The organism is Alkalibacterium pelagium, assembly GCF_900109325.1.
Classification (GTDB): Bacteria; Bacillota; Bacilli; order Lactobacillales; family Carnobacteriaceae_A; genus Alkalibacterium; species Alkalibacterium pelagium.
Window position 1 is genome coordinate 47,525 of record NZ_FNZU01000002.1, and the last position, 24,314, is coordinate 71,838.

The window sequence follows — 24,314 nt, forward strand, 5'->3', positions numbered from 1 at the left end:
CAAATCACCTTTTGCTTTCTATAGAATTTTTTTTATAGTGTAACTGATACTTTGGCTGCACGTAACACACGGTCGTGCAGTTTATAGCCTTTTTCAAATACTTGAGCCACTTCATTGCTGCCCTGATCCTCATTTGCAGGTACTTGCGTATACGCTTCGTGATAGTTGGGATCAAACGGCTCTCCAACAGGATCGATTACTTCAATGCCTTCTTTTTCCAAAGCCTGCTGCAGGCTGTTGTAGACCATCTCAATACCTTTTTTCAGGTTTTCTCCTGCTTCAGTATCGACTTCGATACTTAAAGCACGCTCGATATTGTCCAGTGCAGGAAGCAGTTCTTTCGCCAGAGACTGTGAGCTGTAGCGAAGAAGATCTTCGCGGTCCCGCTGATTACGTCTGCGGATGTTTGCCAGTTCTGCCTGAAGACGATAATACCTGTCTGTCATGTCGTCCAGTTCTTTCTGCTTTTCTTCCAGTTCAGAAGAGCCGCTGCTCTCTTCTTCTGTGGACTGCTCATCGCTTTCAATCTGAACGTCTTCGTCAGCTGTTTCTTCCTGTTCCGACGATACGTCTTCATTCAACTCTTTTTCATCTTTTTCATCCACGTGACATTCCTCTTTTCCTTATTATTCCAGATAGTAATTTAATAGTGTGTGTGTCAGCTGTTTTCTGAATACGTCCAGCACGCCGAATGTCTCATCGTAGGACATGCTGGTCGGGCCTAACACGGCAAGTATCCCTCGGCCATGGCCGCTGACCTGATAGGCTGCGGTCACCAGGCTGAAGTTGGTAAACAATTCGTTGTCGAATTCGTCTCCGATCTTCACGACGAAATCTTCATGAATCGGATCGATCAGCACATTGAGGTTTCCTTTATTGTCCAGTAGAGAATATAAGGATTTAAGCTGCTGTTTGTCCATATCTTCAGTGAAATCCAGCAGATTCATCTTGCCGGAAACATGATAGCGGTCTTCTGCAGAAGCATTGAACGCCGATTCAAGCGACAGATACATATCCATCGCATTGGACGCGTACTTTCTGATTAAAAACGGAATGTCCTTTTCCAGTTTTCTCGCGACCTCCATTAATGGCAGGCCGACCAGATGCTGGTTGAATATATTGGCCACTTTGACCAGATCAGACTCATCGATCGGTTTCGGCAGTCTGAAGACTTTATTCTCGATCAGTCCGCCATCTGTCTGAACAATCGCCATGATCAGATTATCATTCAAGGCAACCAGCCTGAATCCGGTCAGTCGACTGGACTCAGCTTTCGGTCCAAGAACGATGGCAGTGTAACTGGTCAAGTCGGACAGAAGCTTGGCTGACTGGTTCATGATATCATCCATCTGCTTGACATGGTTACCAAGGACTTCATTAATGATCTGTAGCTTGTCCTTCGCTACTTCCTGAGGTTTCACGAGATGATCGATATAATACCTGTACCCTTTCATCGACGGAACACGTCCTGAAGACGAGTGGGTTTTCTGGATGAATCCAAGTTTTTCAAGAAAGCTCAGTTCATTTCTTATTGTAGCTGAACTGGCATCGATAGCCGTTTCAGTCATGATTGTTTTCGACCCGATTGGATGCCCTGTAGACGTATAGAGTCTGATGAGAGCATCAAGTATATTTATTTGCCTCTTTGTCAGCATGTGCATCACTCCTTGGCACGAAGACAGACCTCAAACGTAATAATTTACTGGCTGAGCACTCACACCGCTTCAATTCATTCATTAAATTAGCACTCGAACAAACCGAGTGCTAACACATTTATAATTTATCAAATAGACACTTGTCTGTCAACAATTAAATCTGATTTATTTTGACCTTTGCCAAACTCTCTCTCGCTTCTATCTCATCCTGATCCAGTCTTTCGATAAGAGCATCGACAGAGTCGAACTTGATCTCGTCTCTCAGATATGACACCCATTTGACAGAAACATCTTCGCCGTATATCTCTTCGCTGTAATCAAAGAGATGGACTTCGATCGAATAGCTCGGCCGATGACCGAATGTCGGGTTGTAGCCTATTGAGGCCATACCATCATGCCATTTTCCATTGACGCGCATTCTGACAGCATAGACGCCACGTTTAGGCACCATGACATACGGGTGTGGATAGATATTTGCAGTAGGATAGCCCAAGTCTCTTCCCCTGGCATCCCCGTGAATCACGAAGCCACTGGTTTCATAGACGTATCCCAATAGATTGTTCGCCCGTTCAATCTGACCTTCACCGATATAGCGTCTGATACGGGTAGAGCTGATCTTATCTCGGTCGTCCTGCATTTTTTCTACTTTCATAATATCAAAACGCCCGTCAGCGTAAGTATGCAGGGTATCCATATTGGCCAAATGTGCCTTGCCATAAGTATAATCGAATCCTGCCACGACAATTTTGGCGTTCCAGTTTACAATGTACTCATCGACAAACTCCTGTGGTGAGAGACGACCGAAGCTGGATGTGAAATCGACTTCATAAAGAATATCCACACCTAAATTTTCCATGATCTTTTCTTTTCGATCCAGCGGAGTCAGATAATTATGCTTATCCGGATCGAAGCTGCGGTAAACGAAAGCCGGATGTCTGTTGAATGTCATGACCGCCGATTTTATCCCTTTTTGAGCTGCAATCTGTACGCCTTTTTTTATGACCGCCTGGTGTCCGCGGTGCACCCCGTCAAAGAAACCCAGGATCAGAACGATATCGCCGGAGTATATATCTTTTTTATCATATGGGTGATGAATCTTTATAATTTCCATGAGTTCCACCTACTATTCATTTCGTAAGACTTTTATCGGTTTGATAAACTGACTTTTACTTGGATGTGAGCCATATATAGCGACCGCTCTGTTTTCTTTCATAAAAACAAGCCGGTCAGATTCATCCGGTGTATAGTCTGCTTTATCCATAAGTGCGCCATTCTTGACCTTGGCATATTCTTCTTCCGTCAGCTCGTGTTTCTTTATTTCCGTCAGCACACTTTCCAGTGGAAAAAGTGCCTCGTCTATATTGTTATCTTCCATAAGCTGCTTTACTTCAGCTAAAGTGAAGGCCTGTTCGCTGGAATAACCTCCACTGGATGTCCGGGTAAGCTGAGACATATGTGAGGGATAACCTAAGGCCTGGCCTAAATCTACAGCCAGTGTACGCACGTAAGTCCCTTTTCCGCAACGGACTTCGAAGGTGAACCGGAGAGTCTGTTCTTTTTCATCAAACACTGGATCTGACGTCCTCTGAAAATCATGAACTTCAATAGTACGCGTCGGACGGTTTACTTCGATTCCTTTTCTCGCATACTCGTAAAGTCTTTTCCCGTTGACTTTGACTGCGGAATACATTGGAGGTGTCTGCTCAATTTTACCGGTCAGCGCAGCAAGCGCCTCATCGATTGATTCGAGGGAAATTGCTTCTGAAACAGCTCTACGGTCTACGATATCTCCAGAGCGGTCTTCAGTCGTTGTTGAATAGCCTAATGTAATTTCTCCAGTATAGATCTTGTCAGAGTCCATCATGTACTCGATCATCTTAGTGGCTTTTCCTATTGCTACCGGAAGCACTCCATCTACATCAGGATCCAAAGTTCCGGAATGACCCACCTTTTTTGTCCTTAATATCTTTCTCAGCTTAAATACCACGTCATGACTGGTCATTCCTGCTTCTTTCCATATAGGCAGTATCCCTTCCATGATATCCTCCTTCTGACCCACTTATATATGTACTGGCAAAAGAAAAGAGAATCGATGTCTTAATAACAAAGATTCTCTTCTTTACTGCTCAGTTGATCGCTTATTTGGTTAGAGAAACTTATTCCTCATGTTCTTTTTTTATTTGATTGAGAAGTGAGTCGATCTTGTTTCCATAAGCAATCGATTCATCTCTTGAAAATTTAAGTTCAGGTGTCTTGTACAGAGTCAGACGGCTGCCCAGTTCCTTACGAACCAGTCCAGTTGCTTTGTCGAGACCTTCCTGAGTGCTTTTAATTTCACTCTCTTCCTCAGACAGCGTGCTGTAAAAAATCGTAGCCTGCTGAAGATCGCCTGTGACGTCTACACCTGTTACAGTTACTCCATCAACTCTAGGATCTCTTACTCGTTTACGGAGAATGTCTGTTACTTCCTTCTGAATTTCCTGAGATACTCTACCTACTCTATAGTTCGGCAATGTATTCACCTGTCCTTTTTAAATAATTTTGGATTTGATGGGATAATTTTATTTTCTTTCGATTTCAACCATTTCGTACGCTTCGATCACGTCATCCATTTTGATGTCGTTATAGCCTTCAATCGTCAATCCACATTCATATCCGTTTCTTACTTCTTTTGCGTCATCTTTGAATCGTTTCAAGCTTGAAAGTTCCCCTTCATACTGTACAATACCATTTCTGATCAGTCTAATGGAACTGTTACGCTTGATCACTCCGTCAGTAACGAAACATCCGGCAATCGTTCCTACTTTAGAAACAGCATACGTTTCTCTTACTTGAGCCTGACCGGTAACTTTCTCTTCGAATTCAGGATCCAGCATACCTGTCATTGCTGCTTCGATTTCATCAATCGCATCATAGATGACACGGTGTGTTCGGATATCCACTTCTTCACGATCTGCACTTTCTTTGGCCTGAATCGTCGGACGAACATTGAAGCCGATGACGATGGCAGAACTTGCAGAGGCTAGAGTAATATCACTTTCGTTAATCGCACCTACACCTGTATGAATAATGTTGACTTTGACGCCTTCAACTTCAATTTTCTCAAGACTGGCAGCAAGAGCTTCAACCGAACCTTGTACATCAGCTTTGACGATAACGTTAACTGATTTCAGTTCGCCTTCTTCCAGGCTGTCGAACAGATTCTCAAGCGTCACTTTATTTGTAGTCGAACGCTGCGCTTCTGTAGCTGCAGACGCTCTGGATTCACCGACTTGACGTGCTGTCTTTTCATCTTCAAAGACAACGAATCGATCTCCAGCTTGTGGTGTTTCGTTCAACCCAGTGATTTCCACTGGTGCAGAAGGTCCGGCACTTTTCACTCGGCGGCCTTTATCATTGGTCATTGTACGGACACGTCCGAACGTATTACCGACAACGATCGGCTCACCTTGTCTCAGTGTTCCTTCCTGAACAAGCAGGGTAGCAATCGGTCCTTTAGCTTTGTCCAGTCTTGCTTCGATAACAGTACCGATAGCCAGACGTTTAGGATCAGCTTTCAGTTCCTCTACCTCTGCGACAAGCAGGATCATTTCAAGCAGTTCTTCCAGGTTCTGGTTGAATAGTGCTGAAATCTGAACAAAAATAGTATCTCCGCCCCAGTCTTCTGGAACAAGTTCGTATTCAGTGAGTTCCTGCATGACGCGGTCCGGATTGGCACCAGGCTTATCGACTTTGTTGACCGCTACGATGATCGGTACGCCAGCTGCTTTAGCATGGTTGATTGCCTCAACCGTCTGTGGCATTACTCCGTCATCAGCTGCCACTACGATGATTGCGATATCTGTGATATCTGCTCCTCGCGCACGCATAGTTGTAAAGGCAGCGTGTCCTGGCGTATCCAGGAAAGTGATCAGCTTCCCGTTTTCTTCAACCTGATAAGCACCGATATGCTGCGTAATTCCGCCAGCTTCCCCTTCTGTTACATTCGTTTCACGAAGAGTATCTAGTAAAGTCGTTTTCCCGTGATCGACGTGTCCCATGATAGTAACAGTCGGCGGACGGGTAACAAGGTTTTCTTCTACTGGTTCCTGTTCAAAGAAGGTATCAAAGTCAGTCAGATCGATCTGAACTTTTTCTTCCGTCTCCATACCGTATTCGGTAGCAAGAAGTTCGATAGTTTCTTTATCCAGGGACTGGTTCTGAGTAGCCATGACTCCCATCATGAACAGCTTCTTGACGATTTCAGCTGGTTCACGGTGAATCTTCTTAGCCAGCTCGACGATCGTCATGCCATCAGTATATTCAAGGACTTTAGGAAGCTCTTTGAATTTACGTGGTGTTGGAGGTGTCTGTGACTTCTGATTCTTTTTCCCTTTACGCTTGCGTCCTGCAGGTCCGCCATGAATCCCGCGGTGCTGACGCGAGTTACGTTTTTTCTTATTGTCGAATTGCTGTTTCTGTTTCTCGTCAGTAGTACGTTTAGGCGCATCTGCCCCTGCACGGCTAGCGTCCGGTTTTTTATTCGTATTTCTATTTTGTGATGATGGTTTGGTATTAGACTTATTTATGTTGGATTGTCCTTTTCTATTGTTGGATTTAGTTTCTGACTTATTGCTTGGCTGATTGTCAGAAGACTTACTATTTGGTCGGTTGTTCGGTCTGTTTGAGTTACCAGTCTGATTCGATTTGTTCGATTGAGCCGGTCGGTTGTTCTGCTGTGACCTATTTGAATCAGCGGGTTTTCTCTGCTGATTGCGATTTGAATTCTGATTCGCCTGGCCAGTCTTTCTGCTGTTGTCCGATCTGCTTGTATTCTGAGCAGATGCTTTTGACTCAGACTGGGAAGATTCCGCTTTTTTCTGAGGTTTAGCCGGTTCCTTAATTGCTTTAGCCAGCTTGTCCACGTCTCCGTCGTTCATTGTTGACATGTGACTGCTGTACTTGATCCCCATACCTTTAGCTGTTTCCAGTACTTTCTTGCTTGGTACGTCATTTTCCTTCGCGAATTCATAGACTCTTTTTTTGCCCATTTAATCACCTTCCCATTCATTTTACAGCAATTTTTGAAGGGAATGCACAAAGCCTTTATCTAAAAGGGCGCATACTGTCCGATCCTTCCCTAAAGCATGAGAGAGCTCTTCTCTGGAAAACTCTGTTACAACTGGGACGTTGTAATACTCACACTTATTCAAAAATTGCTTTCTCGTGTTCTCACTTGCATTTGATGCCAAACATACTATTTTTGCTTTTTTAGATCTGACTGCCTGAAGCACCAAGGCTTCTCCAGATATCAGCTGACCGGCTCTCTGGGACAGGCCTATCAGATTTAATGCACGTTGTTTATTGTTCATTTTCAATTTCCATCCGCGCTTGTCTGTACTCGATATACTCGATCAGTTCATCATAAAACGACTGCTCGATCGTTGCGTTCAGCGCCTGACTGATCAGTTTTTTGTCTTTCGCTTTATGAACCAGCGCAGTGTCAAGAGAAATATAGGCTCCTCTGCCATTTTTCTTGCCCGAAGGATCAATGGATACGATCCCGTCCTTGCTGCGGACCAGACGTACCATCTCTTTCTTAGGCTTCATTTCTCCAGATGCAATGCATTTTCTCATTGGTACTTTACGATTCTGCATGACTGCCCACCTTAATTGATCTCTTAACTTCCCAGGTTCTCATCATCAGAAAATGTAGTTTCCTGATTTTCAGGGAATGTGTTCTTTTCTGTGTCAGTAAATGGCGGTTCACCTTCGCCACCATCAGCTAATGTATACTCATCATCTTCTGAGAATGTCGCTTCTTCGATTTCTTCCATTGATGCTTCGGTTGCGTCCTCTTCGCCTCTGCCGTCTCGTTCTTCAGCAAATTCGATCAGATCTTCTACATCGCTGGAGTCAAGTTCACCAGACTGAAAATCTGTCTCCATAACAGGTTCTCCCGGCTGTGCATCCAGCTGGTCATTATCTTCAGCATAAACAGTAGAATCTCCTGCATCAGAGACTTCCTCTTCATCAAGTGGTTCAACTTCTGTCGTTTCATCTTCAGCAAACAGTGTATCAGCATCAGCTAAAGCATCTGCCTGCTGCACTGCTTCTTCGCTATCATTGTTCAAAGCATCGAAGAACGAATCGTCTTTAAGCTCTTCTGCTTCTTTGGCAAGAGCTTCCATATCAGACTCGGATTTGATGTCGATTTTGAATCCAGTCAGTTTTGCTGCCAGGCGAACATTCTGTCCGCGTTTACCGATAGCCAGTGACAGCTGATAATCAGGAACAACAATCACACAGGAATGCTGATCTTCATCGAACTGAACATCAATGACCTGAGCCGGATTCAATGCATTTTTGATATAGACTGAAGGGTCTTTGTCCCATTCGACGATATCCATGTTTTCACCGTTCAGCTCATTAACGATTGCCTGTACACGAGCCCCTCTTGGTCCGACACACGTTCCGACAGGGTCGACATTTTCATCTCGGGAGGACACAGCAATTTTCGCACGGTCACCAGCTTCTCTGGCAATCGAGACGATTTCTACTATGCCATCATAAATCTCAGGAACTTCCTGCTCGAAGAGACGTTTAATCAAGTTCGGATGTGTTCGGCTGACAAAGACTTGAGGTCCTTTTGTCGAGTTCTCCACATTGCTGACGTAAACTTTTATGCGGTCATGTGTCGCATACGTTTCGTTTTCGATCTGATCACGCTTGGAAAGCACGGCTTCCACTTTTCCTAAGTTGATGTAGATGAACTTGCTGTCCTGACGCTCGACTGTACCTGTCATCAGATCATCTTCATAGGCAATATATTCGTTGTAGATAATTGAACGCTCGGCCTCACGCATACGCTGCATGATTACTTGCTTAGCTGTCTGAGCTGCAATACGTCCGAAGTTCTTAGGCGTCACCTCAAACTTGATTTTATCTCCGACTTCGTAAGCTTTGTTTCGCTCGCGTGCTTCTGTCAGACTGATTTCCAGCTGTGAGTCATACACATCTTCTACCACTTCTTTAACCTGGTTGACCGTTATCGTACCGGTATCTTCGTCAAAGATCACTTCGACGTTCTGAGATGTCCCATAGTTACGCTTGTAGGCTGAAACGAGTGCAGCTTCCAGTGCGTCAATCACGATTTCTTTGGAGATGCCTTTTTCCTGTTCAAGTGTCTCAAGAGCAGCTGCCAATTCTTTACTCATATTTATACCCCTTTATAAAGTAGTTACTTTTTATCTGAATTAAAATTCGATGGCGTATCTCGCCTTAGCGACCTGACCTTTAGACAGAACCAGTTCTTTGCGACGTGTCTTGATCATTACTTCCATGACCAGTTCATCGCCGTCGTAGGATTTCAAATGGCCTTCATAGGCATCGAATCCTCCTATTTCACCATTTAATGCCACATAGATGTACTTGCCGACAGCTTTCTCGAAATCTTCCTCTGTTTTTAAAGGTCGTTCCGCTCCCGGTGAGGACACTTCCAGATAATAAGCGTGCGGAATCGGGTCTGGTTCAATGGCATCCAGTGTCTCTCCAACTTTTTCGCTGAACAGTGCACAGTCATCAAGATCGACACCAGATTCTTTATCGATGTATAATCTTAAAAACCAGTTTTTACCTTCTTTAACGTATTCTACATCTACTAGTTCGTATCCTAATTCATCTGCCAATGGCTCTGACAGTTCTCTTACTTTGTCTATTGTATTCAAATACTTCACTCTCCTCTCAAATGAGTACGATGTTGTCGCAGCATTCGTCAAGGCTGTGAAAAAGAGTGAGCGGATTCGCTCACTCTTTACACGGTCTATCTCGCTCGATTCGTCTACTAGTGTACCACACCTGCCTAAACAAGGCAACTTTAAGGGCATCAGACTAGATGTCGAACAAAGAAAGCTGATTTTCATCTGGAAGTCCTTTTAAAGCCTGGTTTGTTTCCAGATATTCCATTACGGTTTTTGATACTTTCCCTCTTCTTGAAAGATCCTCTTTCGAAAGAAACGGCTCGTCTTCTCTCGCCTCTACAATCGCTCCTGCTACGCTAGCTCCAAGAGAGGGGACAGCTCTGAATGGTGCGATCAGTGCATTGTCTTCAATGATAAAGTCAGTGGCGTGTGATTTGTCCAGATCGACCATCTTGAACTCAAAGCCGCGCTCGACCATTTCGTTAGCCAGTTCCAGTACCGTCAGCAGGTTCTTTTCCTTTGTGCTGGCATCCATCCCTTTATCCGTAATTTCTTTCATTCTTGACTTGATGCCCTCTTTCCCCTGACACATCGCTTCCAGATCAAAGTCACTGGCTCTGATGGAGAAGTATGCGGCATAGTAATAAAGCGGATAATGCACCTTGAAATAGGCTACCCGAAGTGCCATAAGGACGTAGGCAGCTGCGTGAGCTTTAGGGAACATATACTTGATCTTCAGGCAGGAATCGATATACCATTCCGGCACGTCTTCTTCACGCATGACCGCCTGCCACTCATCCGGTATCCCCCGACCTTTACGCACATGCTCCATTATTTTGAAGGCTATGTCATCTTCTAGCCCCTGGTGCTGAAGGTAGACCATGATGTCATCACGACACCCGATCACTTCAGCCAGAGGGATGTTATGCATTCTGATCAGTTCCTCAGCATTTCCCAGCCAGACATCCGTTCCGTGAGAGAGCCCGGAGATCTGAAGCAGCTCGGCAAAAGTCGTCGGGTTGGTCTGCTCGAGCATCTGTCGAACAAAACGGGTCCCGAACTCCGGAACACCCAAGGTCCCCGTTTTCGAGAAAATCTGTTCTTCAGTGACTCCGAGAACTTCTGTGCCGCTGAAGAGTTTCATGACGCCAGGATCATTGACAGGGATGTCCAGAGGATCGATCCCTGAAAGGTCCTGCAGCTTACGGATCATTGTCGGATCATCGTGTCCCAGGATATCCAGTTTAAGCACGTTATCATGAATGGAATGGAAATCGAAATGCGTCGTTTTCCATTTAGATTCCTGATCATCTGCTGGATACTGTACTGGACTGAAGTCATAGACATCCATATAGTCCGGAATAACAATGATTCCACCAGGGTGCTGTCCGGTTGTCCGTTTGACACCTGTCAGTCCTTTGGACAGACGGTCGATCTCGGCTGATCTATAATGCAGCTGATGATCCCGCTCGAATCCTTTAACGAATCCGAAGGCCGTCCGGTCTGCAATCGTACCGATCGTACCGGCTCTGTAGACATATTCTTCACCAAATAGCTCTTTTGTATAGTGGTGCGCTGTTGCCTGATACTCTCCTGAGAAGTTCAAATCGATATCGGGGACTTTATCCCCTTTAAAGCCAAGGAAAGTTTCAAACGGAATATCCTGTCCGTCTCTGTATAAGTCAGCTTGACAGTTCGGACAGGGTTTCTCTGGTAGATCGAACCCTGATCCAACTTCTCCTTCAGTAAAGAACTCAGAGTACTGACAGCTGTTACATCGGTAATGTGGGGGCATTGGATTAACTTCTGTGATCCCTGTCATCGTTGCCACGAAACTCGAACCGACCGATCCCCTTGAACCAACGAGGTACCCATCTTCGATACTCTTATGCACCAGTTTCTGAGAAATCAGGTAGATCACGGAAAACCCGTTCCCGATGATACTGTCCAGCTCTTTCTCAAGCCGTGCTTCGATGATTTCCGGCAACGGATCTCCGTAGAGACTGTGAGCTTTATCGTAGCTCATCTGTCTGATTTCTTCTTCGGCACCCTCCATTTTAGGAGTGAAGAGATCTTTCTTTACTGGTGTGATGCCCTCTTCGACCTGCAGGTTTAAAAGCTGCGGGTTTTCAATGACTACTTCACGTGCCTTGTCTTCTCCGAGGAAGCGGAACGCGTCCATCATTTCATCTGTTGTCCTGAAGTGAACAGCTGGATTGTTTCCTGGTGACGAAGCAACTGATGACTGTGTCTCCATCAGGATGTCACGGTAAACAGCATCTTCTGGATGGATGTAGTGGACATTCCCCGTCGCAATGACCGGCTTGTCCAGCTCTTCACCCAGTTTGATCATATTTGTCAGGATATCTTCCAGATCAGCATCACTTCTGACCAGCTCACGTTGAATCAGGTCACTGTATACTTCCTTAGGCATGATTTCCAGATAGTCGTAGAATTCTGCAACTTTTCGAGCTTCTTCATAGCCTTTCTGCATCATGGCTTCAAAGACTTCCCCTTTTGCGCAACCCGAACCGACAATAATCCCTTCCCGGTGTTTTTCCAGTACAGAACGAGGCAGTCTCGGAACTCTATAAAAATAGTCCACCAGAGACGTCGAGATCAGTTTGAACAGATTCTTCAATCCGGTCTGGGAACTTGCCCACAAGGTCACATGACTTGGCCGGGAGCGTTTATACGCGTCGCCTTCACCCATGAACTGATTCAGCTCATCATGAAAATGGATATTATGTTCTTCCTGTGCTTTTTTTACAAAGATCCAGAGCAGATTACCGGTCGTCTGTGAATCATAGATTGCACGGTGATGCTGTTCGAGATTGACCTTGAACCGTTTAGCCAGTGTGTTAAGTCGATGACTTTTGAACGTCGGATTGATGAACCGTGAAAATTCAAGTGTATCAATGACAGGAAGAGTCGATACATCCATCTTGTGTTTCTTGTATGCCGTGTTCAGGAAGCCCATATCGAATGAGGCATTGTGAGCAACCAGAATCGTATCTTCAGAGAATGCTCTGAACCGCTCCAGAACATCTTTTTCGGTCTTGGAACCTCGCACCATATCGTCGGTAATCCCTGTCAGCTGAACCGTCGTCTCTGACAGTGGATGACCCGGATCGATGAATTCCTGAAATTCTTCAACTACATTGCCTTTATGCATTTTAACAGCCGCGAGCTCGATGATGCTGTCATAAATAGCTGAAAGTCCAGTGGTCTCTACATCGAATACGACATAGGTCGATTCATTCAGGTTCAAGTGTTTTTCATTGTAGGCAACAGGCACGCCGTCATCGACCAGATTTGCCTCCAGCCCGTAAATAACCTTGATATTGTTTTTCTGCCCTGCAGAATGGGCTTCTGGAAACGACTGGCCGCCCCCGTGGTCCGTGATCGCAATGGCTTCATGTCCCCATTTTGCAGCCTGTTCAATCAGTGAAGACGCTCCGGAAATAGCGTCCATCTGACTCATGTTTGTGTGGGCATGCAGTTCGATACGTTTACTGTCTCCTTCGTACGTATCTTCTCTTTCTGCATGGAAGGTCTGTGTAATATCCTGAACATTCATCACAAGATCTCTCATGAATGTGTCTTCCTGAATACTCCCTCTCACTTTCACCCAGATACCTGGTTTGATCGCATCAAAAAGAGCTTCATCTGCTTCATTGTTTGAAAATCTCTTGCAGGTAAAAGATGAAGAATAATCGGTAATCTTCATTAGAAGCAGTTTTCTGCCAGATCGAAGTTCTCTGACTTCAGAATCGAACACATACCCTTCAAGCGTAATCCGTCTCTCTTCTTCAACAACTTCAATCATCTGTTTGACTTCTTCGTTAGCAGGTATAGCTCGTCCCAGCTTAATCGGTCCGCTATGAGTGTCTTCTCTAGACTGCTCTTTTTTCTTCTCAGCAGTTTCGATCATTTTCGTATACTCCTGAGCCATCAACTGGTCGTTTTCTTCTTTTTTAAGTTTGAATTCGTTGACTTTATCCTGACTGGCCTGTGCATCTACTAAAGCCTTGACTGCAAAGGTTTCTGGGAAGCCCAGTTTATGATAGGCCTTGCTGATCTGAGGCAGGAATTCTTTATCATATTTATCGAAAACAAGCTCCTGGTCAATAATGAACAGCCATTTTTTATCTTTAAAAACGGGAAACCGTTCTGAAAAAACCTGGTTGCAGATCGGAGAGTCAACACCACTTTGCTTGCAGGCTTCATTCCAGTAGTCTCTCACTTTTTCAACCGTGATAGTAGGATCGGTTGTCCGAACAGTCAGGTTCACGTCACAGATCGCTTTAAATGATTCTCTGATGGCGTGGCTGATGGTCAGATAGAGGCGGTAAGGCAGAATATTGGGGAATGTCAGAACAAGATCCCACTTTTTCTCGCTTTTATAGACGGTGACAGACTCAACTTCACCCTTATGTATCCATTCTTTATCTTCATCACTTAGTTCGACTTTTGTCTGTTTAAGAAGTGTCTGAAACAGTTCAGTTTTGTTTAAACTCAAAGTAAATCCTTCTTTCTCCTGTTACTTTCCTACGATTATAGAACAGAAAACTGAGACAGTAAATGCCTCAGTTTTCATTTTAATCATTTAATTAGTTCTGACTGCTCATTAGAATATCGATGGTCTGCTGAACTTCATCCAGTCTAGCTTCGACCATTTCACCCGTCTTACGGATGTTTATTTCTACTATACCTTCAGCTGCTTTTTTACCTACCGTCAGCTGAACCGGAATACCGATCAGTTCTGCATCTGTGAATTTCACACCTGGACGCTCTTTACGGTCGTCCAGAAGTACTCTGTATCCTTTAGACTTGAACTCATCATAAAGACGGAAAGCCAGTTCCTTCTGCTCGTCATTTTTCACTTGTACAGGAATAATGTGCAGATCGAATGGGGCAACAGCAGCTGGCCATACCAGTCCTTTTTCATCTGCATACTGTTCAGCAATAGCTGAAAGCAGGCGGCTGACTCCGATGCCGTAACTTCCCATAATAACTGGTGTCTGTCTGCCGTTACTATCAAGAACGGTAGCATTCATAGCATCGCTGTAGCGTGTTCCCAGTTTAAAGATGTGCCCGATTTCAATTCCCTTGGTAAATTTCAGGCTGCCTTTCCCGTCAGGAGAAGGGTCGCCTTCCTTAACTGTACGGATATCGGCGAACGATTCAACAGAAAAGTCTCGACCTGGATTGACATTGATCAGGTGAACCCCTTCTTTATTCGCTCCTGTCACTCCGTTGACCACATCCTGTACATGCAGGTCTGCGATTATTCGGACTTCTTCAGAGAGGTCGACCGGTCCAACGTATCCCGGTACAGTCTTGAAGACTGACTTGATCTGGTCATCCTCTGCAGGCACGACATCTTCAGCTCCGATGGCGATTCTAAGCTTGATATCGTTAACTTCCTGATCTCCTCTGACGATCGCAAGTACAGGTGTCTCATTATCTGCCATGTAGAGCACACTTTTGATCAGCTGAGCTTTTGGCAAATTAAGGAATTCAGATAGATCCTGAATCGTTGTTGTATCCGGCGTATCTACTTCCTTCATTTCCAGCAAGACATCTGTATTGGGTGACTGCTTGTAAGCACTTGACGCCATTTCCAAGTTGGCTGCATAGTCACTGCCGTCGGAATACACAACAGTATCTTCCCCAGCATCTGCCAGAGCCATAAATTCTACGGAGTCTTTTCCTCCCATAGCCCCTGCATCACCGATAATCGAGCGGAAATTCAGCCCAAGTCTTTCGAAAGCTTTTGTATAGGCCTGGGCAATGTGATCGTAAGCTTCATCCAGACTTTCATAATGATCGTGGAATGTGTAGCCATCTTTCATAATAAATTCTCTTCCGCGCATCAGACCAAAACGGGGACGCTTTTCATCCCTGTATTTAGTCTGGAACTGATAAAGGTGCAGTGGCAGTTTCTTGTAAGATTTGATTTCTTCACTGATCAGTTTGGCAAATGTTTCTTCATGAGTCGGCCCCAGAATGAAGTCACGTTCATGACGGTCTTTGAGCTTAATCAGATCTTCACCGTAAGTTTCATACCGTCCGGATTCCTTCCATAAGTCTGCAGGTAGCAGAGCGGGAAGAAGCATCTCTGATCCATCAATAGCATCCAGTTCTTCACGAATGATTGCTTTGATATTTTCGATGACACGGTATGCCAGTGGCAGATAGCTGTATACCCCTGAAGATACCTGTCTGATGTATCCTGCTCTCAAAAGCAGTTGATGACTGATTACTTCAGCATCATTTGGTACCTCTCTTAATGTAGGTGCAAATAATTTTGACTGTTTCATATAAACGGCTGTCTCCTTTAGTGGTTAATTTAAAAAGAATGTCTGAATATCATTCCATGTGACTAATAGCATGAGGATAAGTAGGAACACGACCCCGATAAGTGTGATATATCCTTCCTTTTCCTGACTTAATGGTTTTTTCCGTACCCCTTCGATAATATTAAGCAGCAGTTTCCCTCCGTCAAGTGCCGGGATGGGAAGCAGGTTCATAATACCTAGATTCACACTTAAAAACCCAATCCAGCTAATCAGACCGAAAATACCTGCTTGAACAACTGCCTCAGTTGTAGCATAAATTGCGACAGGTCCGCCAAGCTGGTCGACGCTGAAGCCCCCAGTAAAGAACGATCCGAGTAATGTGAAAATTTGAGTTACAATAAACCAGGTTTCTGTAAATCCGAAGGTCAGCCTGGCTGTCAGGCTGTCGTCTACATATGTTCCAATGCCAATTCGACCAACTACCTCATTACCCGATTCGAAACTGTAAGGTGTAATTATCTGCTCGACACGTTCTCCCTCGACTGTTTCTATGTCGAAAGTCATAGCTTCTTCAGGACTGTCCTGAATGATCAGGACCATTTCGTTCCACGAGCCGACTTCTTCATTATCGATGGAAATAATACGGTCTCCTTCTTCAAGACCGGCTTCAGCTGCAGGAGAGCCTTCTTCGACTGCTCCAATCAAAGGCTCCTGTGAAGGGACCCCACCCTGCAGAAAAGCGAGGGCTGTAAATGCAATGATTGCCAGTATGAAGTTGTTCATCGGACCGGCAAAGTTGGTCATCATCCGGTTGCCTAATGACGCACTCTGAAACTGACGATCTTTCGGAGCAATCTGGAGCAAGGTCCCGTCTTTTTCTACTAAAAGGGCGTCGCGCTTTACTTCATAGCTTTTGACTTCAGTATCGAAGCCGACGCGTCCAGCTATAAAGAGGTTTTCATCAAAATTGAAGGCGGTCACTTCGAGAGGAACCGTATCAAGGGCCTCGTCTTTCGACTGAAGATCGATTTTTTCGACCATATCCATGTCATCCAGAGATAAACTGACGGTCATGCCGGGTCGAATGTCAGCTTCTTCTTCATAGCCGGCCATCCGCACATATCCGCCTACAGGCAGCAGCCTGATGGTATACGTTGTTTCCCCTTTACGATGATGGAAGATTTTCGGTCCAAACCCGATAGCAAATTCTCTTACTAGAATGCCTGCACGTTTTGCAAAATAAAAATGACCAAATTCATGAATAATGACAATAATTCCAAATACTAGGGCAAACGCAAGAATAGTCTGAATCATAGAAAATCTCCTTTATCTCTCATAGTAATCCGATAATAAATAATACATTCAATACCAGCAGCAGGCTGTCAAACCGATCCAGTATTCCTCCGTGTCCCGGCAGCAGATTGCCTGAATCCTTGACTCCATATTCCCTTTTGATTTTAGACTCAATGAGGTCACCCAGCTGACCGATTGCTGAAATCATGATCATGAACAGCAGGGACAGCAGATAAGACGTAAAGAGCGGGAAAAAATAGAGATATAGTGCACTGACTCCTGCTGATAGCAGCGTGCCGCCCAGTGCACCCTCTACCGTTTTGTTTGGTGAGACATTTGGTGCCAGCTTGGTTTTTCCGATTTGTTTTCCGATCAGATAAGCTCCTGTATCTGTTGCCCAAATGACAAGCAGGACGAGAAACATAAATGTTAGACTGTAGGCTCTTAAAGATACAAAAGTCGTGAAGGCCACTCCTAAATAAGTCGCCATCAGAACGATCGAGCCAATCTGTGTAACTTTGAAGTCAAGTTTGTTGACTGAATAGGTAAATAATGACACAATCAGCAGACTGATCGTCGTCATCATCACATTTTCTCCGAAAATACCCGTCAATCTGCTGCTGAAGGCAAGCATCAGCACTGCTAAGCTTGAAAGAACAGCTGGCACAGAGAAAACGCTGATTTTTTTCATCTGCAGAAATTCACTTAGTCCCAGGACAGCCAGCACCCCCATCAGGAGTTCAAGCGGCCATGATCCGTAAAGAATGATAGGAATAAATAATAACAAGGCAATAACTGCCGTCAATATACGTTTAAACATTGTTGTCCTCGACTTTCTGATAGTCTAGACAGCCCCATATCTCCGCTGCCGGTTCGTATAGCATGATAAAGCTTCATCCAGAATGTCTCCATCAAAATCAGGCCACAAAAGATCTGAAAAGTAGAACTCACTGTATGCATTCTGCCAGAGAAGAAAGTTGCTTAACCTCTGTTCCCCACTGCTGCGGATCAGAAGATCCACATCCTGAAAGGGTGTGATCGATTCGGTCATCAGATGCTGCTCGATCATTTCCTCATTTATTTCACTGATATTTATTTCGCCATTTAAAGCCCGTTCACATAATGATTGAGTCGCTCTAACAATTTCTGCACGACTGCCATAGTTGAATGCAAAATTCAGAATCATTCCATCATTGTCTTTGGTCTGATCCATTGCTTTCTGGATCGCTTTTCGTGTTGAGGAAGGAACTTTTTCTTCGAACCCTATCATATTGACTCTCACATTTTTTTCCTGCAGTTCAGGAACGAACCGATCGAAAAAACGAATCGGCAGCTGCATGAGAAAATGGACTTCCTGAGGAGGACGTTTCCAGTTTTCGGTAGAAAACGCATAAAGTGTGAGCACTTTGATTCCTCGTTCACTGGCTCTGATCGTCACTCGTCTGACTGCTTCCATACCTTCCTGATGTCCGAATTTGCGGGCTTTTCCCTGTTTTTCTGCCCAACGTCCATTTCCATCCATAATCATGGCTACGTGTGCAGGTGTATTTGTTTCTCCATTTTCAACCATATCGATTGGTGCCTGATGCACCATACCCTCCTAGAAATAAATATACATCTCTTCTATTGTAGTAAAAATCTTTTTAAATTGCTATAGAAATCAGTATGTGTTTATGAATATTTTAAAACGTTCTGTTTTCTGTATGTATAGTGATTTGCTATACTATAAGTAAGCTAACAGAAAAGTGTTAATTTAATATTAAGGAGGATGTCCATATGAGACGATTAAGAAAATATATTATCAGCATAGTCATTACTTCAGTTGTTACTAAATTAGTGAACAAATATATTATCAGTAAACTATAAAGCAAAAGGAGAGTCAGCTCTGCTCTTTAAGGATGATGTGGTACATTCCTTAAAGACGCTTCAGCTACTCTCCTTTTTTTATCCTTCTAAAATCTCTTTTTCTTTTTCTACAGATAGCTTGTCGATTGCTTTGACACTGCCATCAGTCAGTTTCTGAACTTCTTCTTCGTAATGGTGAAGGTCATCTTTAGTCAAATCTCCATCTTTTTCAGCCTGTTTCAATGAGTCGATTGCATCACGGCGAATATTTCTTACGGCAATTTTTGCATTTTCAGCTTCTTTGCCTACCTGTTTAGCAATGTCTTTTCTTCTTTCTTCTGTAAGTGCCGGTACGACAAGCCGGATGACGTTCCCATCATTTGCTGGTGGTATGCCGATATCAGACTGATTTAGTGCTTTCTCAATATTACCAAGTGCACTTTTATCGTATGGTGTAATAAGCAGTACACGTGCTTCAGGTACAGATATCTGTGCCACCTGGTTTAAAGGTGTCGGTACGCCATAATATTCAATGTTGATACGATTCAGCAGGCTTGGATTCGCGCGTCCTGCACGAATGCTTCCAAGTTCTCTTACATATGCCTGCTCCGCTTTTTTCATTCTTGCCTGTGTGTCTTTCAAAACTGCTTCAGTCACTGTTTCTTCCTCCTTACAGTAGTCCCAATCGTGTCACCTAGGGCTACACGTTTAATGTTGCCTTTTTTATTCAGATTAAATACGACTAATGGAATATCGTTGTCCATACTCAAAGAGGACGCTGTCGTATCCATTACTTGAAGAGATTTATTTATGATATCCAGGTAAGTCAGTTCTTCGTATTTAACGGCATTGGCATCGATATTCGGATCAGCCGAATAAACACCGTCGACATTATTCTTGGCCATCATGATAACATCTGCCTGCATTTCTGCTGCTCTAAGCGCTGCAGTAGTATCTGTTGAGAAGTACGGGCTGCCCGTTCCACCGGCAAAAATGACGACACGGCCTTTTTCAAGGTGACGCATAGCTTTTCTGCGAATGTATGGTTCAGCAACCTGACGCATTTCGATCGATGTTTGAACGCGTGTCGGTACACCGGCATTTTCAAGTGAATCCTGAAGAGCCAGAGCATTCATGATCGTAGCGATCATACCCATATAATCTGCCTGTGAGCGCTCCATACCCATTTCAGCTCCAACATGACCACGCCAGATATTCCCGCCACCCACAACAATGGCGATTTCAACGCCCAGTTCATGTACATCTTTAATTTCCTGACAGATTTCATGAATAGTTGGCGGCTGTATGCCGAATCCTGCATCTCCAGCAAGTGCTTCTCCACTAAGTTTCAGTACGATTCGCTTGTATTTCGGTTCATCCATATAATCGTTCCCTCCATAATTCATACATTTTTATTCTACCACATAACAAGTACAAGGTCATTAAAAATTAACAGGTATTCGGTGCAGCTATACAACGTTCTGAAATAATTATCAGTCTATTCAGGTATATTTCCTTCGTTTCGTAAAGCGTATTCTGCTGCCTGCTTTCCTGCCTGTCTTCCGAAAACGATAGTTTCAGCAATCGCATTGCCCCCTATCCTGTTTTCACCATGCAGTCCCCCACAGGTTTCCCCGGCGGCATACAAGCCTTTGATCACACCGCCACCCTCTTTGACCACTTCAGTTCTTGTATTGATTTTTATGCCACCCATCGTGTGGTGGATCCCAGGAGCTACTTCTATAGCATAAAATGGACCTGTTCCAATAGGATGATCCATAGCAGTAGATCGGTGGAACCGTTCGTCTGATCCGCAGGTGACTGACTGATTCCACCCTAAGAGTGTCTTTATTAGTTCTACTTTTTTTATGCCGGTCTGTTCAGCGAGATCACGCAAATCATTCGCTTTGTAAACCATATTTTTCGACTCGTAAAACCCAATTGCAGGCACTCTTTTTTTCAGCTGTTCATCAAATATAAGGAAAGCTTTCTGTTCCGGACAGTCCATGATAGCCTGTGACACGACATCTCGACGGTCCATTTCGTTGACAAAGCGGTTACCTGACAGAGAAACCAGTATGGCCCCTTCTCCTCTTATCGCCTCCGTCATCAGGAAGCGACTCTTCTGATGGACGGTTGGATGGATCTGAATCTGATCAAGATCTCTGATTTTTCCTCCGACAGCCTTTACCATATCGATCCCGCTTCCTTGACTCCCCTCATGATTGGTAGTGATGAGCCTGGAAAAATTCGGGGCCACTTCTTCAATTTTTCTGTAATTGCTGCCGAAACCACCAGTGGCTATAACTACAGTTTCAGCTTTTATAAATCGTTCTTTTTGTTGGTCTACCTTTACATAAACCCCGTCGACTTGATCAGACTTTTCTACTGTAGACAGACGTGTGACTTCCGCAGAAGTAAACAGAGGAATGCCTCTCTCTTCAACTATACGCATCAGCCCTTTCATCAAGTAGCCTCCAATAGCAGAGCCATCCGAAGGTCTATGAGTCCGTTTTACAGACATTCCGCCTGTGGTTGTAAGACTGGACAAAGTAATACCCATTGAATCAAGCCAATCGACTGCTCTTGAGGATTCTTTAACAAAAAAGGACAACAGGTCTTCATCATTTGTCCGGTTTCCTCCAGCCAATGTCTCTTCATAAAAAAGAGACTGACTGTCTTCTATCCCCTGAGCTTTCTGAAATTTTGTCTCTGAAGCATTCATTCCCGCAGACGACTTGATACTGTTCCCTCTCACACTAGGCATACATTCAAAAATGACGGGACTGGCACCTGAGTTTTCAGCTTGAATCGCTGCTGACAGACCCGCTGCACCTGCGCCTACAATGATTATGTCGTACTGATTTTTAAGCTGTTCAATATGTGAAGTCATATGGCCCTCCGTTCAGTCATAAACCTTATGTAAATACATGGTCATAATTTGCAAAAAAAGAGCAGGGATCAAACACCCCTGCTCTTTATCTACATACTTATTTATTGCCTAATTGGCTTTGAACTTCTGCTGCGAAGTCTTCAGTACGTTTTTCAATTCCTTCTCCCACTTCGTAGCGGATGAATGATTTGATTGATGCACCTTTTTCGCTCAAGTACTCACCAACAGTTTTGTCTGGATCTTTAACATATGGCTGATCAACAAGACTAACTTCTGCCAACCATTTGTTCAGACGTCCCTGTACCATTTTTTCAACGATATTTGCAGGTTTTCCTTCATTCTTAGCCTGTTCAGTCAACACGTTCAGTTCGTGATCTCTTTCTTCCTGAGAAATTTCTTCACGCGTGATGAATTTAGGATTGATTGCCGCAATGTGCATAGATACGTTACGAGCGACTTCTACATCATCAGTTCCTTCAATAGTAGAAAGAACAGTAATGCGTCCGCCCATGTGCTCGTAGTCGCCGAATACATCATTGTCAGTTTTTTCAACAACAGCAAAACGACGAAGAGTGATTTTCTCACCAATAGTCTGAGTCGCTTCAGTAATTGTATCCTGAATTGAGTCTCCACCCATATCCAAAGCAAGTGCTTCTTCTACAGATGCAGGGTTGTTTGCTGCTACAGTTTTAGTAATACCTTTTACAAGGTTCTGGAATTTGTCGTTTTTAGAAACGAAGTCTGTTTCTGAGTTGATTTCTGCAATAGCTGCAACATTACCTTCGATGTGAACGTTAGCCAGTCCTTCAGCCGCAATACGGTCTGCCTTTTTAGCTGCTTTAGACACACCTTTTTCTCTCAGATAATCAACAGCTGCGTTTAAATCTCCATCAGTTTCCACTAATGCTTTTTTCGCATCCATCATTCCAACGCCAGTTTTATCACGTAACTCTTTTACTTGAGCTGCTTTAATGTTTGCCACAAAAATTCCTCCTTAGTCGTATATCGATCCGGCAAAAAGCGATGATTACTCGTTATCGCCTTCGACGACTTCAACGATTTCATCTAGAGAATCAGATTTAGCTTCTTCTTCAAAGCCTTCTTCTCCCTGGTTTCCTTCGATAACAGCGTCAGCCATAGTTTTAGTCAATAATTTGACTGCACGGATAGCGTCGTCGTTTGAAGGGATAATAACGTCGATCTCATCTGGATCACAGTTAGTATCTACCATTGCTACGATTGGAATATTAAGTTTTTGAGCTTCTTTAACAGCAATGTGCTCTTTTCTTGGGTCAACGATGAATAATACGTCAGGACGCTTAGGCATATCTTTGATTCCGCCTAAGAATTTTTCAAGACGATCGCGTTCCTTGATCAGAATACCCACTTCTTTTTTAGGAAGGACATCGAAAGTTCCGTCTTCTTCCATTTTTTCAATCTGTTTAAGACGCTTGATACGCTTCTGGATTGTATCCCAGTTAGTTAGCGTTCCACCCAACCAACGGTGGTTGATGTAGTAAGCACCAGCTCTTTGAGCTTCTTCTTTAATCGCATCTTGTGCTTGCTTTTTAGTTCCAACAAAAAGAACTGTTCCGCCATCTTCTGCAATATCACGTACATAGTTGTAAGCTTGGTCGATCAGCTTAACAGTCTTCTGCAAGTCGATGATGTAGATGCCGTTTCTTTCTGTAAAGATATATGGTTTCATTTTTGGGTTCCAGCGTCTAGTCTGGTGACCGAAATGAACACCTGATTCTAATAATTGTTTCATTGATACAACTGCCATTTGTCATTCCTCCATTTGGTTTTATATTTTTCCTCCCCGAGCTTCATCTGTTTGAACACTCCATGGCAATAGAGCACCATTCAATCCATCCACTCAGGTGTGAAATGTGGTGCTTTTTGCACCGCTGTTAAGTATACTACATAAGCTCTAAAAACGCAACACCCTGTGAATTTAATCTTGCACATTTTCTCGTTCTATCGCATACTATACTGAGAACATAAAAAGGAAGTGGACCTCAGTGTTTTTTTCATTTATAAGATTAATTGTAAGACTGCTCATACTAACTTTGAATGGACGATATAAAGTCCAGGGCAAAGAAAACCTGCCTAAAGACGATAACTACATTCTTATAGCACCTCACCGCTCGTGGATCGATCCGGTTTATTTAGTCCTTGCCGCCTCGCCTAAACAATTTAGTTTCATGGCTAAGAAAGAACTCTTCAAGAACCCGCTCTTTAAATGGCTGATTATAAAAATGAATGCTTTTCCTGTTGACCGAAAAAATCCTGGCCCAAGTGCCATCAAGACACCGGTTAAAATTCTGAAAGAATCTGATCTGGGACTGGTCATTTTCCCGACAGGTACCCGTCACTCCACTGAACTTAAAGGTGGCGCTGTTACAATAGCTAAAATGAGTAAAAAACCGATCGTGCCTGTTGTCTACCACGGACCATATACATTCAAAGACCTGCTGAAACGTCAGAAAGCAACAGTCCGTTTCGGAGAACCGTTCATGGTTGAACGAAAAATAGAAGGCGTCAAGGATGTCACTGCTTATTACTCCGAAAAAATACAGGATGCGTTCGTCTCTCTAGATTCTGAAGAAAACAAATAAGAAAAAGCCTTATCCAGACATCA

At 43.9% G+C, this 24,314-nt stretch carries 20 protein-coding genes and 1 pseudogene; 1 reads left to right on the top strand and 20 read right to left on the bottom strand.

The genetic code is table 11. The features are described 5' to 3' along the window. Positions 1-32: 32 nt before the first annotated feature. The 20 genes and pseudogenes from grpE to rpsB form a co-directional block, all read right to left on the bottom strand. A complete protein-coding gene (gene grpE / locus BMX79_RS01935; protein ID WP_091478666.1) occupies positions 33-605 on the bottom strand; it encodes a nucleotide exchange factor GrpE in 573 nt (190 codons plus the stop codon). 21 nt (positions 606-626) lie between these two features. Continuing rightward, positions 627-1,655, bottom strand: coding sequence for a heat-inducible transcriptional repressor HrcA (gene hrcA / locus BMX79_RS01940; protein ID WP_091478668.1), 1,029 nt, complete (start codon positions 1,653-1,655; stop codon positions 627-629). A 154-nt stretch (positions 1,656-1,809) separates the two neighbouring features. Beyond that, complete coding sequence (locus BMX79_RS01945) at positions 1,810-2,766, bottom strand: bifunctional riboflavin kinase/FAD synthetase (protein WP_091478670.1); 957 nt, start codon at positions 2,764-2,766, stop codon at positions 1,810-1,812. Positions 2,767-2,778: 12 nt separating this feature from the next. Next, positions 2,779-3,693 carry a tRNA pseudouridine(55) synthase TruB gene (gene truB, locus BMX79_RS01950; protein ID WP_091478671.1) on the bottom strand — a complete coding sequence of 305 codons (915 nt, stop codon included), beginning with the start codon at positions 3,691-3,693 and terminating at the stop codon, positions 2,779-2,781. 118 nt (positions 3,694-3,811) lie between these two features. Beyond that, entirely contained in the window at positions 3,812-4,168 is a 357-nt protein-coding gene (rbfA, locus tag BMX79_RS01955; RefSeq protein ID WP_091478673.1) for a 30S ribosome-binding factor RbfA, read from the bottom strand. Between the two features lie 48 nt (positions 4,169-4,216). Beyond that, complete coding sequence (infB, locus tag BMX79_RS01960; protein ID WP_091478674.1) at positions 4,217-6,685, bottom strand: translation initiation factor IF-2; 2,469 nt, start codon at positions 6,683-6,685, stop codon at positions 4,217-4,219. 21 nt (positions 6,686-6,706) lie between these two features. Continuing rightward, positions 6,707-7,006, bottom strand: coding sequence for a YlxQ-related RNA-binding protein (locus BMX79_RS01965; RefSeq protein WP_091478676.1), 300 nt, complete (start codon positions 7,004-7,006; stop codon positions 6,707-6,709). Next, a complete protein-coding gene (gene rnpM, locus BMX79_RS01970; protein WP_091478677.1) occupies positions 6,996-7,292 on the bottom strand; it encodes an RNase P modulator RnpM in 297 nt (98 codons plus the stop codon). Before rnpM ends, BMX79_RS01965 begins: the two co-directional genes overlap by 11 nt. Before the next feature lie 520 nt (positions 7,293-7,812). After that, positions 7,813-8,851, bottom strand: a pseudogene (nusA, locus tag BMX79_RS01975) (transcription termination factor NusA); the annotation flags it as partial. A gap of 39 nt (positions 8,852-8,890) precedes the next feature. After that, positions 8,891-9,361, bottom strand: coding sequence for a ribosome maturation factor RimP (gene rimP, locus BMX79_RS01980; RefSeq protein WP_246117621.1), 471 nt, complete (start codon positions 9,359-9,361; stop codon positions 8,891-8,893). Between the two features lie 163 nt (positions 9,362-9,524). Then, positions 9,525-13,856 (bottom strand): PolC-type DNA polymerase III, encoded by a 4,332-nt coding sequence (locus BMX79_RS01985; RefSeq protein WP_091478680.1) that lies wholly within the window; start codon positions 13,854-13,856, stop codon positions 9,525-9,527. A 91-nt stretch (positions 13,857-13,947) separates the two neighbouring features. Further along, positions 13,948-15,660 (bottom strand): proline--tRNA ligase, encoded by a 1,713-nt coding sequence (locus tag BMX79_RS01990; RefSeq protein WP_091478682.1) that lies wholly within the window; start codon positions 15,658-15,660, stop codon positions 13,948-13,950. A 24-nt stretch (positions 15,661-15,684) separates the two neighbouring features. Beyond that, entirely contained in the window at positions 15,685-16,950 is a 1,266-nt protein-coding gene (rseP, locus tag BMX79_RS01995) for an RIP metalloprotease RseP (RefSeq protein WP_281282333.1), read from the bottom strand. Positions 16,951-16,972: 22 nt separating this feature from the next. Then, positions 16,973-17,752 (bottom strand): phosphatidate cytidylyltransferase, encoded by a 780-nt coding sequence (locus BMX79_RS02000; protein WP_091478685.1) that lies wholly within the window; start codon positions 17,750-17,752, stop codon positions 16,973-16,975. A gap of 24 nt (positions 17,753-17,776) precedes the next feature. Next, positions 17,777-18,502, bottom strand: coding sequence for an undecaprenyl pyrophosphate synthase (gene uppS / locus BMX79_RS02005; RefSeq protein ID WP_371862053.1), 726 nt, complete (start codon positions 18,500-18,502; stop codon positions 17,777-17,779). A 374-nt stretch (positions 18,503-18,876) separates the two neighbouring features. Further along, positions 18,877-19,398 carry a ribosome recycling factor gene (gene frr / locus BMX79_RS02010; protein ID WP_218025342.1) on the bottom strand — a complete coding sequence of 174 codons (522 nt, stop codon included), beginning with the start codon at positions 19,396-19,398 and terminating at the stop codon, positions 18,877-18,879. 32 nt (positions 19,399-19,430) lie between these two features. Next, positions 19,431-20,159 (bottom strand): UMP kinase, encoded by a 729-nt coding sequence (pyrH, locus tag BMX79_RS02015; RefSeq protein ID WP_091478689.1) that lies wholly within the window; start codon positions 20,157-20,159, stop codon positions 19,431-19,433. A 116-nt stretch (positions 20,160-20,275) separates the two neighbouring features. Continuing rightward, positions 20,276-21,670 carry a flavocytochrome c gene (locus BMX79_RS02020; protein ID WP_091478691.1) on the bottom strand — a complete coding sequence of 465 codons (1,395 nt, stop codon included), beginning with the start codon at positions 21,668-21,670 and terminating at the stop codon, positions 20,276-20,278. Positions 21,671-21,767: 97 nt separating this feature from the next. Further along, positions 21,768-22,652, bottom strand: coding sequence for a translation elongation factor Ts (gene tsf, locus BMX79_RS02025; RefSeq protein WP_091478692.1), 885 nt, complete (start codon positions 22,650-22,652; stop codon positions 21,768-21,770). A 45-nt stretch (positions 22,653-22,697) separates the two neighbouring features. Next, a complete protein-coding gene (rpsB, locus tag BMX79_RS02030; RefSeq protein WP_091478694.1) occupies positions 22,698-23,456 on the bottom strand; it encodes a 30S ribosomal protein S2 in 759 nt (252 codons plus the stop codon). Between the two features lie 238 nt (positions 23,457-23,694). Here rpsB and BMX79_RS02035 point away from each other — a divergent pair, with 238 nt between their 5' ends. Then, positions 23,695-24,291 (top strand): lysophospholipid acyltransferase family protein, encoded by a 597-nt coding sequence (locus BMX79_RS02035; RefSeq protein ID WP_091478695.1) that lies wholly within the window; start codon positions 23,695-23,697, stop codon positions 24,289-24,291. The last annotated feature ends 23 nt before the right edge of the window (positions 24,292-24,314 follow it).

Coding starts and splice junctions, on each gene's coding strand:
- BMX79_RS01990 (WP_091478682.1), bottom strand. CDS start 15,660: ATGAAACAGTCAAAATTATTTGCACCTACATTAAGAGAGGTACCAAAT.
- rpsB (WP_091478694.1), bottom strand. CDS start 23,456: ATGGCAGTTGTATCAATGAAACAATTATTAGAATCAGGTGTTCATTTC.
- uppS (WP_371862053.1), bottom strand. CDS start 18,502: ATGGTTGAAAATGGAGAAACAAATACACCTGCACACGTAGCCATGATT.
- pyrH (WP_091478689.1), bottom strand. CDS start 20,159: ATGGATGAACCGAAATACAAGCGAATCGTACTGAAACTTAGTGGAGAA.
- BMX79_RS02000 (WP_091478685.1), bottom strand. CDS start 17,752: ATGTTTAAACGTATATTGACGGCAGTTATTGCCTTGTTATTATTTATT.
- truB (WP_091478671.1), bottom strand. CDS start 3,693: ATGGAAGGGATACTGCCTATATGGAAAGAAGCAGGAATGACCAGTCAT.
- BMX79_RS01945 (WP_091478670.1), bottom strand. CDS start 2,766: ATGGAAATTATAAAGATTCATCACCCATATGATAAAAAAGATATATAC.
- hrcA (WP_091478668.1), bottom strand. CDS start 1,655: ATGCTGACAAAGAGGCAAATAAATATACTTGATGCTCTCATCAGACTC.
- infB (WP_091478674.1), bottom strand. CDS start 6,685: ATGGGCAAAAAAAGAGTCTATGAATTCGCGAAGGAAAATGACGTACCA.
- BMX79_RS02020 (WP_091478691.1), bottom strand. CDS start 21,670: ATGACTTCACATATTGAACAGCTTAAAAATCAGTACGACATAATCATT.
- BMX79_RS01965 (WP_091478676.1), bottom strand. CDS start 7,006: ATGAACAATAAACAACGTGCATTAAATCTGATAGGCCTGTCCCAGAGA.
- rnpM (WP_091478677.1), bottom strand. CDS start 7,292: ATGCAGAATCGTAAAGTACCAATGAGAAAATGCATTGCATCTGGAGAA.
- frr (WP_218025342.1), bottom strand. CDS start 19,398: ATGAAAAAAGCGGAGCAGGCATATGTAAGAGAACTTGGAAGCATTCGT.